The organism is Larkinella sp. VNQ87, from assembly GCF_049445795.1.
Lineage (GTDB): Bacteria > Bacteroidota > Bacteroidia > Cytophagales > Spirosomataceae > Larkinella.
This window is the reverse complement of the sequence record NZ_JBMSDT010000008.1, coordinates 312,055-323,186: the sequence shown is the minus strand read 5'-3', so window position 1 is coordinate 323,186 and position 11,132 is coordinate 312,055. Positions and strand designations below refer to the sequence as shown.

12 protein-coding genes and 1 tRNA gene are annotated in these 11,132 nt (G+C 54.3%); 5 read left to right on the top strand and 8 right to left on the bottom strand.

What is annotated here, in order from left to right:
• The first annotated feature begins 11 nt into the window (after positions 1 to 11).
• From ACO2Q8_RS16055 to ACO2Q8_RS16045, 3 genes are all read left to right on the top strand, one after another.
• Positions 12 to 839, top strand: coding sequence for a tyrosine-protein phosphatase (locus ACO2Q8_RS16055; RefSeq protein ID WP_423345848.1), 828 nt, complete (start codon positions 12 to 14; stop codon positions 837 to 839).
• A gap of 215 nt (positions 840 to 1,054) precedes the next feature.
• Complete coding sequence (locus ACO2Q8_RS16050) at positions 1,055 to 1,489, top strand: response regulator (protein ID WP_423345847.1); 435 nt, start codon at positions 1,055 to 1,057, stop codon at positions 1,487 to 1,489.
• 85 nt (positions 1,490 to 1,574) lie between these two features.
• A complete protein-coding gene (locus tag ACO2Q8_RS16045) occupies positions 1,575 to 1,991 on the top strand; it encodes a BLUF domain-containing protein (RefSeq protein WP_423345846.1) in 417 nt (138 codons plus the stop codon).
• Positions 1,992 to 2,157: 166 nt separating this feature from the next.
• Here ACO2Q8_RS16045 and ACO2Q8_RS16040 read toward each other — a convergent pair.
• From ACO2Q8_RS16040 to ACO2Q8_RS16010, 7 genes are all read right to left on the bottom strand, one after another.
• Positions 2,158 to 2,245: transfer RNA gene (locus tag ACO2Q8_RS16040), tRNA-Ser, on the bottom strand.
• A 59-nt stretch (positions 2,246 to 2,304) separates the two neighbouring features.
• On the bottom strand, positions 2,305 to 3,375 hold the full coding sequence (locus tag ACO2Q8_RS16035; protein ID WP_423345900.1) for an asparaginase: 1,071 nt from the start codon (positions 3,373 to 3,375) through the stop codon (positions 2,305 to 2,307).
• A complete protein-coding gene (locus ACO2Q8_RS16030) occupies positions 3,375 to 4,154 on the bottom strand; it encodes a TatD family hydrolase (protein WP_423345845.1) in 780 nt (259 codons plus the stop codon). The genes ACO2Q8_RS16035 and ACO2Q8_RS16030 overlap by 1 nt, the downstream gene beginning before the upstream one ends.
• Positions 4,154 to 5,137: a glycosyltransferase gene (locus ACO2Q8_RS16025; RefSeq protein ID WP_423345844.1), complete on the bottom strand. Its 984-nt coding sequence runs from the start codon at positions 5,135 to 5,137 to the stop codon at positions 4,154 to 4,156. The genes ACO2Q8_RS16030 and ACO2Q8_RS16025 overlap by 1 nt, the downstream gene beginning before the upstream one ends.
• A gap of 2 nt (positions 5,138 to 5,139) precedes the next feature.
• Positions 5,140 to 5,769: a polysaccharide deacetylase family protein gene (locus tag ACO2Q8_RS16020; RefSeq protein ID WP_423345843.1), complete on the bottom strand. Its 630-nt coding sequence runs from the start codon at positions 5,767 to 5,769 to the stop codon at positions 5,140 to 5,142.
• A gap of 30 nt (positions 5,770 to 5,799) precedes the next feature.
• Positions 5,800 to 6,933, bottom strand: a complete 1,134-nt coding sequence (locus ACO2Q8_RS16015) for a glycosyltransferase (RefSeq protein ID WP_423345842.1) — start codon at positions 6,931 to 6,933, stop codon at positions 5,800 to 5,802.
• A 6-nt stretch (positions 6,934 to 6,939) separates the two neighbouring features.
• A complete protein-coding gene (locus tag ACO2Q8_RS16010; protein ID WP_423345841.1) occupies positions 6,940 to 7,926 on the bottom strand; it encodes a lysylphosphatidylglycerol synthase domain-containing protein in 987 nt (328 codons plus the stop codon).
• A gap of 33 nt (positions 7,927 to 7,959) precedes the next feature.
• Here ACO2Q8_RS16010 and ruvC point away from each other — a divergent pair, with 33 nt between their 5' ends.
• Positions 7,960 to 8,556: a crossover junction endodeoxyribonuclease RuvC gene (gene ruvC / locus ACO2Q8_RS16005; protein WP_423345840.1), complete on the top strand. Its 597-nt coding sequence runs from the start codon at positions 7,960 to 7,962 to the stop codon at positions 8,554 to 8,556.
• A 233-nt stretch (positions 8,557 to 8,789) separates the two neighbouring features.
• Complete coding sequence (locus ACO2Q8_RS16000) at positions 8,790 to 8,987, top strand: hypothetical protein (RefSeq protein WP_423345839.1); 198 nt, start codon at positions 8,790 to 8,792, stop codon at positions 8,985 to 8,987.
• Between the two features lie 53 nt (positions 8,988 to 9,040).
• Here ACO2Q8_RS16000 and ACO2Q8_RS15995 read toward each other — a convergent pair whose 3' ends face one another.
• Positions 9,041 to 11,104: a thioredoxin domain-containing protein gene (locus ACO2Q8_RS15995; RefSeq protein WP_423345838.1), complete on the bottom strand. Its 2,064-nt coding sequence runs from the start codon at positions 11,102 to 11,104 to the stop codon at positions 9,041 to 9,043.
• Positions 11,105 to 11,132 lie beyond the last annotated feature (28 nt).

The following is an 11,132-nucleotide window of genomic DNA, read 5'->3' as shown; positions in this document are numbered from 1 at the left end:
AAACTACGATCATGAAAAAGTGGATGTTGATGGGCTTGCTGAGCCTGACGGGAATGGTGTACGCGGAAGACCGCGACACGCTGGTATACAACCCCAAACGCGCAGTCCAGTTGCAGGGGGCGTCGAATTTCCGGGACCTGGGCGGTTATCCGGCGGCCGGGGGCAAAACCGTCCGGTGGGGTCGGATTTATCGCTCGGCGGACATTAGTAAACTGACGGATGCCGATCTTTCGGTGCTGGCCGACCGCCATATCGCCACGGTTTGCGACCTGCGCGGCCCCGACGAAATCAAGACCAATCCGGACCGCTTGCCTGCGGGTGCTCAGTGGGTGAACTTACCGGCGGGGAGCGAAAATACCCGCGCCATGACCACCAGCCTGATGAGCGCCCGCCCGACCAACCGCGACTCGATGATGACCGCCTTTTACGGGCGAACCGACCACCTGAAAGCCAAATACAAACCGATGTTCGACCAACTGCTGGCCCTCGACGGGGAGGAATCATTGTTGTTCCACTGCACGGCGGGCAAAGACCGGACGGGCATTGGCGCTGCGCTCGTGCTCTCGGCCCTGGGCGTCGATCGGTCGTTGATTCTGAAAGATTACGCAGCGACGGATGTGTATTGGCAAGGGAACCGGGAGCAGATTCTGGCCCAGTACCGGAAGCAGGGCGTCGATGAAAACGTCGTCAAGGGCATGTTGGCGGCCAACCCGGCGTATTTGCAGAATACGTTTGCCGCCATCGACCGGCAATACGGTTCGATGGATGCGTTTCTGAAACAGGAAATGGAACTGAGCGCCGAAAAACTGACGGCCTTGCGGGCCAAGTTTACCCGATAAATTTCATCGGAATAGAGATGAACTCCACCGGTAGCCGTTGATCAGGCTGACGGTGGGGTTCGTCGTTTCAGGAGAGGTAGAAACAGTAGGAGGGGAGAAAAGGCCTGGATTGCACCCGTGATACGACATACCGCTTACTCGGATCGAAATTTTCGATTAAACACCAACGCGTGCTGTCAGTTATTAGGGAAAATACAACCAATCGAAGCAATCCAATGGAATTATACGGCCCCATCGTTTTTATTGACGATGATGAAGATGATCAGCACATATTCAAACCGATGCTGGAAGCGATTGTCCCCAACAGTCAGATTCTGTTTTTTACCGACGGCGATTCGGCCATTGAGTTTCTCCGAACCACCGACCAGCGTCCCTTTCTCATTATTTCCGAGGTCGTTCTGAAACGCATGGGCGGTCTGGAGTTACGACGTCAGATCGAAGAAGATCCTTACCTGCGAAAGCGCGCCATTCCATTCATCTTTTTCACGCATCCGGTTTACAAACACATGGTGGAAGAAGCCTACGAATTGACCATCCAAGGCTACTTTGAGAAGAAAACGACCATTGATGAAATCCGGATGCAACTCGAAGCCATTGTGGCCTACTGGTCTGCGTGTTTGCACCCGAACCGGTTTGGCGAAGAGGATTAGAAAGAATGAATAGTTTACCATTAGATAGTTTTAGCAGTATTCGGCATTGTTCTTGCCAATTCAAGGTAAACCTGCTTTCACATCAATGGAATACTGCATTGTCTACCTGAGTTCATCTAAGGGGCTGCTCGACGAAGAGGAGTTGGAAACTATTCTGGAACAAAGTAGAAAAAAAAATAGCCAACTGGGTATCACTGGCGTCCTGCTCTATTACGATGGCAGCATTATACAGGCTTTGGAGGGTTCGGAAGAAAAAGTGAAAGCCTTATTTGAGACCATTAGTCGGGATCGGCGACACTGGCACATTGTCAAGATGATCAGCCAGCGGGTCGAAAAAAAGGTATTTGGTGATTGGTCAATGGCTTTCAAAGCGGTTACGGCTGCGCAACTGGATTACCTAAGCCAACTTAGCAAGGATCAACAGGGGCGTCCGTTGGGAGCCGGGGATAGTCCAGCATTAGGCTTAATTCATAGCTTTTACAACGCTAATTTTCGAAATTAACACGAACGATAAGGAATGATAAGCAGTTTCAGTGCCAGCGGTGTCATAGGTCAAATTACGCTTTCCTTATCGAATAAAATCCGAGTGAATGTAAGCCAAGCTATAAATCGGGGAGTTTTTTGAAAAAATAACCTCCTGTAGGTGAGGAGGTTATTGAATTGTCTTGCAGAGAGGAAGGGATTCGAACCCTCGATACGCTTGAGACGTATACACACTTTCCAGGCGTGCTCCTTCAACCACTCGGACACCTCTCTGGGTTGAAACGGGATGCAAAGATGACGGTTATTCGCGAAAATAACAACGGTTTGTGCCTTCACACACTCATTTCTCCACAAATAGGCTCCGTCAGTCGTTTTTTGCGGATTTCCGGGTCCGGTTCGTTCGCCAGCAGGAACATGAGTTTCGTGATGGCGGCTTCCACGGTCATGTCGCTGCCGCTCAGCACCCCGATGCCGCCGAGTTGTTTGCTGGTCTGATAGCGGCCCTGCGTCACCCGGCCCCCGTCGCATTGCGAAACGTTGACGATCACCAGCCCCCGGTCGATGGCGCTGCCCAGGGCGTTCAGAAACCAGGTTTCCGTCGGGGCATTGCCCGCGCCGTAGCTTTCGAGCACTAGCCCCCGCAGGCCCGGAATGCCCAGAATTCCGCTCACAATCGGCTGGCTGATGCCCGGAAACAGCGGCATCACGATCACCTGCGTATCCATTTCTTCGTGCACGACCAGCCGGTTTTCGGACGAATAGGGTCGAATAAAGGGCGTGTTGTACTCAATACTGACCCCCGCCATCGCCAGATGCGGGTAATTTTCGGAGTGAAAGGCATTGAAATGAACACTTTCCTTTTTCTTGGCCCGGTTTCCCCGGAGTAACAAGGAGTTAAAGTAAATGCAGACTTCGGGAACCAGCGGTTGGCCGTTTTCTTGCGCAGCCGCAATTTCCAGCGCCGTGATGAAGTTCTCCCGGGCATCCGAGCGGGCCACCCCGATGGGTAGCTGCGCCCCTGTCAGAATAACCGGTTTGTTCAGGCCTTCCAGCAAAAAACTGAGGGCCGACGCCGTGTAGGCCATCGTATCGGTCCCGTGCAGGATCACGAAGCTGTCGTAGGCTTCGTAATTTTCCCGGATGATACGGGCCATGTGAATCCAGTTGGCCGGTTTCATGTTCGACGAATCGAGAAGTTCGTTCAGCACCACCACGGTTAGTTCAAAATCCAGTCGGCGGATTTCGGGAACGCGGTCCAGCACCTGCTCGAAATCAAAGGGAACCAACTGGTCGTTCTGCCGGTCGTACACCATGCCGAGCGTTCCTCCAGTGTAAATCACCAAAACCGATGAACGCGGTTTTCCGGGCAACGCCGGATTAATATGAATGGTACGGTACATAATCAGCGGATTAACAGGCCCTGGGCGTTTTGGGTGGTCTGTTCGGATACTACAGCCAGCGGCACCTGCTTCAGATCGGCAATGCGCTGGGCAATCAACGGCAGATAAGCCGGTTCGTTGCGTTTACCCCGGTACGGAACCGGAGCCAGGTAAGGAGCGTCGGTTTCCAGCACCAGATGCTCCAGCCCGATGTCCGGCAACACCTTGTCCAAACCGCCATTCTTGAAGGTCGAAACCCCGCCAATGCCCAACTTAAAGCCCAGTTCAACGGCGCGCCGGGCTTCGTCGACCGTGCCGACGAAGCAGTGAAAAATACCGTTCAGGTTCGGCAGAGCCAGCTTTTCGATCAGGTCAGCGGCTTCGGCAAAGGCGTTGCGACTGCCATCTTTCGCCGACCGGCTGTGGATGGAGATGGGCAAATTCCGCTGCGAGGCCCATTGCAATTGAACCGTAAAGGCTTCAAACTGGCGGTCGACGTGGGTCAGATCCCAGTAAAAGTCCAGCCCAATTTCGCCGATGGCGAGGAACGGATACCGGTTTAGCCAGCTTTCGATGGTAGCCAGTTCGGCTTCAACGGTTTCACTAATGTAACAGGGATGTAACCCCATCATCGGCCGACACCGGCCGGGGTAGCGCTCGGCCAGAACCATCATGGCGTCGATGGTGGTGTGGTCGCAATTCGGCATCCAGATTTCGGAAATTCTCTGTTCTTCGGCGGCTGCCAGCATGGCTTCCGGATCCACGAAGTCCGGGTCGTAAATATGTGCGTGCGTGTCAATCATCAATACGTGCGGCCTTTCCAGACCAATCGAGTCGGTAACCAATAATAAATCAACGAAATAACGTACCCAATGTGCAGGTAAAGTTCATAGGCGGGCACGTACGAAAGCAAGTCCCACCGGCGAAACCGCTTTAAAATCCACAGCAATTGGGCTGACTGAACAACAACCTTCAGCGCCCAGATGGTTGCGGCTGCGATGGGATTCCAGAACACCAGGGCGATCAGGAAAGGGTAAAAAAGCAATTGCAGCAGAAAAAGAGCCACAAAATAGACCGGTAATTGCAACGCCCCCACCATCCAGCGTTTGCGTTGTTGTAACCAACTTTGCCAGTTCGGTAGGGGTTGGGTGGTCGCCAGAACCGCCGGGTCGAAGCGTTGGGCGAAGGCAAACCGGCGACGCACGATTTCGGTAAAGAGCTGATAATCTTCAACCACCGAAAACGGTAACCGCTCGTACCCGCCCACGGCCTCGTAGGCCGTCCGGCGCACCGCCATGTTGTTGCCCATTGCCGTAACCGGAATCCGCCAGTCGGTAAATTGTTTGATCAGGTATTGGCCGTAAAACCAGTCGATGGCCTGCAATTTCTGAAAACCGGTTTTTCCAACAATTTGTGTACAACCGGTCAGGATACCGGTTTTTTCCCGCGCAAAGGGTTCCAGCATTCCGGCAATCCAGTCGGGGGGCACTTCGCAGTCGGCATCGGTGAAGAGCAAAATGCGCCCCCGGGCGTGTTGGGCCAATTGGGCCAGTACGTTGGCTTTTCCGGCCTGATGCCCAAGGCGTTCGGTGATCCGAAACAACCGGAAATGCGGTTTGTCCCGGATGAAGGCCGTGATCAGGGCAGCGGTTTGATCGTCCGACTGATCATCGCCTAGCAGGACTTCGAAGCGGTTGGTGGGGTAGCGGAGCCGTTCCAAGGCCTGAAGGCAACGCTGGATGTTGGCTTCTTCGTTGCGGGCGGCAATCAGGATGCTGGTGTCCATGCTCACGAAGTCGTTTGGGGTAAGGCTTCAAAGCGGTACCCCCGCGTCGAAAAGTGATCGAGCACGTGCGGGAGGGCATGACTCATGCGCGGCCAGGCCTTGATGCTGTCGTGAAACAGGACAATTGAACCGGATTCGGTGTATTTCAGGGTTTTAGCTAAAACTACGTCGGGCGTCAGCGAAAGCGAAAAGTCGCCCGTCAGCACATCCCACATAATGACATCGTGTGTTTTCAGCACTTCCGTCGCCTGAGAGCGTTTCATCCGGCCGTAGGGAGGACGAAAAAGGCGCGTCGGCAAGCCGAGTTGCTGCTGACACTGGCGGAAATTATCCAGGTACGGACTATCGTCGGTTTTCCAGCCGTTCAGATGGTTAAAGGTGTGATTTCCAATGGAATGGCCTCCCTGTTGTACGCGTCGAAAGACGCCAGGATGCTTGCGGACATTATCTCCGATGCAGAAAAACGTCGCTTTGGCCCCATATTTCTCCAGCGTTTCCAGCACGAATTCCGTTACCTCCGGGATGGGGCCGTCGTCGAAGGTCAGGTAGATAACCTTCTCGGTTGTTCGAACGCGCCACTGATAGCGGGGGAAAACCGTCCGAAGCAGAAAATTGGTTTTGTACAAAAACATACGCTCAGTTTGTCAGGCGGTTTTGGTGGCTCAGCGGAGCGTGCGACCTTTCCACTGAAACCCTTTCTGCTGGGCAACCAGACCAAAAAATACGACGTACAACGGATACACCAGTTGGGTAACCAGGATCCAGGGAATAACCGGTTTTTTCCGGAGAAACCCCAGTACCGACCCCAAAAATAGCCACTCCGGCACAGCTTTCAAGGCCAGCAGGCCGATAAGTTGGAACCCCGACCACCCGGCGACAGCATAACCGATAACCGCCAACGGAACCGCCAGGTTGCTGGCAAAGATAAAAGCCGCCAGCAAAGAAGGTAACACACTCTGATACGCCCGCCATTTGCTGGCCCAGCGTTTGCGTTGCTGGTAAAAAGCTTGCCAGTTGGGTTGAGGAGCGGTTTGGACGATGGCATCCGGGCTTTTTAGAAATCTAACACCGTTCGGATAGCGGCTGGCAATCTTGTGCATCAGCAACTCATCGTCACCGGAGGCCACATGGTCAATGCCCTCAAAACCGCCTACTTCTTCAAAAACGCGCTTTTCGTAGGTTAGGTTGGCTCCGTTACACATGGTCGGAAAGCCCCAGGCCATCGTGCAGGCCCCCGAACCGATCAGGCTGCTGCTTTCGACGGTCTGTAGTTTCCCAAAAACCGTCTCGTTGTCCGTAAAACTAATGGGGCCGCTGATCAACCGGGCACCGGTTTGCTGGTAAAAACCGGCAATTGTTTCCAGCCAGCGGGGGCTGACGCGGCAGTCGCCGTCGGTGGTTACAATCAGGTCGCCGGTTGCCTGCGCGATGCTCTGCCGAATGGCGCGTTTCTTGGGGGAGGAAGTCGGCTCGTTGGTGAGGGGCAGAGGGCAGAGGGCATAGGGCATGGCATTGACGAGCGACTTTGCCACGGACAGGGTGTTGTCGGTGGAGGAATCGTCGGCCACAATGACTTCAAAATGAGCGAATGAATAGGTTTGCCGGGCCAAGTCCTCCAGCAAAAGTGGGAGGGTGTGTTCTTCATTCCGAACCGGAATAATGACGCTGAACGTGGGTAATTCGGTTTTCGGCCGGTTGTTCTGAACGCTAAAAACCGTCATGCGCCACCAGGTAATGGTCAGCAGGAGAGTGAAGACTGCATAAAGAATGAGTATACAAAGTAATGTATAAAGCATTAACGGTCAGTTTGTTGATAATTTTAGTTTCCAGACCCAGAAGAGCCCGGCCAACACCGGGGCCAGGATGTTGACGAGCCAAAGCGTCAGGGTGGCCGAGAGAATCTGCGGAGCCGGAACCTGCCATTGTCCAAAGACCCAAAGGGAGGTCGCTTCGCGAACGCCCAGATCACTCAGCAGATTGAAGGCCGGAATGATGGTTTTGCCCAAATACACCAGCCCAATGCCGACAGCGGTTTCCCGGGCGGGCAACTGAATGCCAAAAATGACCAATGCCAGGTAAAACTGGAGCGAAAAAGTCAGGTACCGCGCCAAAGCCGCTGCGAAGGAAGACGCCAGTTCGACCGAACTGTAATAAGTTGCTACGGACCAATACTTTTCCCAGCGTTGCAACCAGCGAAACCGGCTATGGGCAAACCGGTGCCGTTGCCAGGCGGCCAACAGGCTGAGAAAAAGAATGAAAAGTAAGCTCCAGAACAGAACCGTGTGGATCATCAGAGTTTGCGGGGCGCTCGTCCGAAGGTGAACGCCCAACGCCAGGGTTCCGAAGAAAACGGCGGCCAGAAACTGCATCCCGCCTGACACCAGAGCCGCCCCAATGCCCTGCCAGCGCTGGTCGGAGCGGAGCGACAGGAGCCGACCGGCCGTATCGCCCAGTTGGGCCGGTAAAGCGAATCCCATCGCCAGTCCGGCCAGCACGCCTTGGGTCGCTTCGCCCAGCGAGATAGGTTCGACCCGCTGGACCAGAATCTGCCATTTTAGCGCTTCCAGCAGCCAGTTGACGGGCGTGAGTAGCAGGAGCCCCAAAACCGGCAAGCTAAACCAGTCGGCAGCCTGCCAATACCGCCAGACGGAGCGGAGGTCATGCTGCTGCCGGTTTACCGTCATTAGGATGTAGCTGATAATCAGCGTCAGGATAGCGATTTTTGCCCAAAAGATGATTTTTTTGGTGGTGGAATGCGTTCTTTGAGGGGTGAACCCGTTACTTTGCATAAGATTACTGCTAAAACACCGTACGACTATTCCATGCCTGCTGTATCCCTTCCCGATTCCGAGTCGTACGACAAAATCATTCTGGGCGTTGATCCGGGCACCCAGATTGCCGGTTACGGGGTCATTGGTCTCCGCAAGGATCAGATGCACCTGTTGCAGTACGGCGTCATTCACCTGAGCAAATATAGCACCCACGAACTGAAACTGAAGAAACTCTTCGACCGGATGCTCCAGTTGATCGAAGAGCATCTGCCCGATGAGATGGCCATCGAAGATCCGTTTTTCGGAAAAAACGTGCAGGCCATGCTAAAACTGGGTCGGGCGCAGGGCGTGGTGATGGCGGCAGCGTTGTCACGCAGCATTCCGATTGTGGAGTACGCACCCCGCCGGATTAAGCAGTCGGTGACGGGCAATGGCAACGCGTCCAAGGAGCAGGTTTCCAACATGGTGGGGCATTTATTGAAAGTCGAACTGGACCCCGAGTTCTTCGACGCCACCGATGCGCTGGCGATTGCGATCTGCCATCACTTCCATAAAAATGCGCTGCCGGGCGCGAAATCAACCGGAAAGAAATCGAAAAAAGGGGCCTGGTCGGCGTTTGCCAGCGAGAATCCCGGCCGTATTTCCTGACGTACCCGTACCCACGGACTTTAGTCCGTGTGAGTTAGCCCATCTCTAAGTTGATACCAACTACTAGATCATTGCAGCTCTCACGGACTAAAGTCCGTGGGTACTAAAAAGGGTTAAGTACGCGTACAAAACAGGGGAAACTACGTATATAGATTTCGTTTGTACCGACTACTTTTGGGCATCTGTTCATCGGGACGGCTTTAACCGGCCAACCCGCAATTTGGAAAGGTGCTATGAAAAAAGTTTTTGGACATCGACTGATGCTGGTAGGTTTTTATCTGGCCGTTGGACTCTTTCTGCTGATCTGGGGCCGGACGCAGGATCACGGGAAAAGTTTGGATGCGATGAGAAAGCAAGCTACCGTTGACCAGCAGATTCTATCCAGTTTCCGGATTTTTGTGGCCCATGATGTGAACGATCTAGCGAATTGAGTAACCAACGAACCATTTCCGTAGGTCCAACCAAAGCGAGGAGGCATTCTTCGTTACTGCTCCAGATTCTGAAACGCTTCTTCAACGCTGGTCACCGGCAATTGACACGCCCGGTTGTAACAGACGTAAATGGCCGTTTGCCCGTTGAGGGTCGACCGGTTTTCCAGTAGCGGCAAATCGCTCGTTGTTTCTGTTCCGGCCAGCACCTTATTGGGATAAAACCGCTGGTCGATTTCCTTCCGAAACGCCTGAGTTTCCGGCCCAACCAGGGCAATTTCGGCGGTGGGCTGCACCCGCAGCGCGTACAAAGCCGCCCAATGCGTCAGGTAATCCGCATTTTGCTGCAACAACGGCTGGACCCGCCCCAGCATAGCATTGACGAGATCGGTGTACGCCGGAGAGCCGTCGACCGGCCGCTCCAGCAACAGACTAAGCGTATACAGGTTGTGCGCCATGATGGAGTTGGAGGCCGGAATGACGTTATCAAAAACCTCTTTCTTCCGGGCAATCAGGGCTTCGGCGGTTTGGTCCGTGAAAAAGAACAAGTGGTCTTCTTCATCCCAGAACTGATCGAGCGTGTACCGGGCCAGCCGGTCGGCTTCCTGCAAGTAGGATTCGTTGAATGTGGCCTGGTACAAAGCCAGATAGGCGTCGATCACAGCGGCATAATCTTCCAGATAGGCCGTGATCGTGGCCATTCCGGGCGCGCTGTTTGCCCCCGATTTATAGCTATGCCAGAGCCGTCCGGTTTCCGGCTGGGTCAGTTTTTCCCGGATAAAGCGGGCATTTCGTTCGGCCAGTTCCAGAAACGATGGTTCGCCGAAAACCCGGTACGCCGTCACCAGTCCCTTCAACATCAAACCGTTCCAGGAGCAAAGGATTTTATCGTCCAGACCGGGGCGAATCCGCTGGTCACGGACGGCCAGTAGCTTTTGATGAGTCCGCGTTAGTCTGTCGGATAATTCGGCCTGCGTCAGGCCCTGCATCCGGGCAAAATCCTCATCAGTACTAACCCGGTGCAGAATGTTCCGGCCCACGCCCGCGTGTTCCTCCCAGTTGCCATCGGGCGAAATGTGGTATAACTCGCTGAACCAGTTGAAGTCGTCGCCCAGCAAGGTCTGTAACTCGGCCGTCGTCCAGGTGTAAAACTTGCCCTCGACGCCCTCGCTGTCGGCATCCAGGGCGGAGTAAAAACCGCCTTCCGGACTCGTCAGTTCACGTTTTAGAAATTCGATTGTCTGATAAACCGTTTGCCGATACAAGTCCCGCTGAGTCAGGCTATAGGCTTCCGAATACAACGTAACCAACTGGCCGTTGTCGTACAGCATTTTTTCGAAGTGCGGAGCAAACCACTGGTCGTCGACGGAATACCGGGCAAAACCGCCCCCCAACTGGTCGTAAATACCGCCCAGCGCCATAAAGTCGAGCGTGCGCCGGATGTGCTGCAAGGCTTCCTGGTTTTGAGTAACCTGGTAAAACCGCAGCAAAAAACCGTAGATGCTCGGCATCGGAAACTTGGGTGCCCGGCGTGGTCCACCTTTCACCGGATCGAACGAAGCCGACAGCTTCTGGTACATCGCATCGAGCAATTCGCGCGAAAAAGCGGGGGCCTGATTGGTCAGGTAATACTGCTCCGAAACGCTCATGTTCAGCTGCCGGGCAAAGCCTTCCGCCGAATCGGCCAGTTGATCCCGGTGCTCATTGAAGGCCGACCGGACGCTGCCCAGCAGGTTCATCCATTGCTGAGGAGGCAGATACGTCAGACCGTAAAAAGGCTTGGCATCGGGCATCAAAAAAACATTCAGCGGCCAGCCCCCCTGCACGCCCATCGCCTGCACAGCATCCATGTAGATGGCATCCACGTCCGGGCGCTCTTCGCGGTCGACTTTTATGCAGACAAAGTGGGCATTCATTAGCGAAGCAACCTGTTGGTTTTCAAACGATTCGCGTTCCATGACGTGGCACCAGTGGCAGGCCGAATACCCAATACTAACCAGAATCGGTTTGTTTTCATCCCGCGCTTTTTGCAGGGCTTCGGCACCCCACGGAAACCAGTCGACGGGGTTGTGGGCGTGTTGCAGCAGGTAAGGACTTGTTTCGTGGGCCAGTCGATTCATGGTAAAACGGGCTTTAATGTACCTGTAG

Bases quoted from the DNA above. Each gene is read 5' to 3' on its own strand.
- ACO2Q8_RS16030 (WP_423345845.1), bottom strand. From the start codon at position 4,154: ATGATTGACACGCACGCACATATTTACGACCCGGACTTCGTGGATCCG.
- ACO2Q8_RS16055 (WP_423345848.1), top strand. From the start codon at position 12: ATGAAAAAGTGGATGTTGATGGGCTTGCTGAGCCTGACGGGAATGGTG.
- ACO2Q8_RS16025 (WP_423345844.1), bottom strand. From the start codon at position 5,137: ATGGACACCAGCATCCTGATTGCCGCCCGCAACGAAGAAGCCAACATC.
- ACO2Q8_RS16050 (WP_423345847.1), top strand. From the start codon at position 1,055: ATGGAATTATACGGCCCCATCGTTTTTATTGACGATGATGAAGATGAT.
- ACO2Q8_RS16015 (WP_423345842.1), bottom strand. From the start codon at position 6,933: ATGCTTTATACATTACTTTGTATACTCATTCTTTATGCAGTCTTCACT.
- ACO2Q8_RS15995 (WP_423345838.1), bottom strand. From the start codon at position 11,104: ATGAATCGACTGGCCCACGAAACAAGTCCTTACCTGCTGCAACACGCC.
- ruvC (WP_423345840.1), top strand. From the start codon at position 7,960: ATGCCTGCTGTATCCCTTCCCGATTCCGAGTCGTACGACAAAATCATT.
- ACO2Q8_RS16045 (WP_423345846.1), top strand. From the start codon at position 1,575: ATGGAATACTGCATTGTCTACCTGAGTTCATCTAAGGGGCTGCTCGAC.
- ACO2Q8_RS16010 (WP_423345841.1), bottom strand. From the start codon at position 7,926: ATGCAAAGTAACGGGTTCACCCCTCAAAGAACGCATTCCACCACCAAA.
- ACO2Q8_RS16000 (WP_423345839.1), top strand. From the start codon at position 8,790: ATGAAAAAAGTTTTTGGACATCGACTGATGCTGGTAGGTTTTTATCTG.
- ACO2Q8_RS16020 (WP_423345843.1), bottom strand. From the start codon at position 5,769: ATGTTTTTGTACAAAACCAATTTTCTGCTTCGGACGGTTTTCCCCCGC.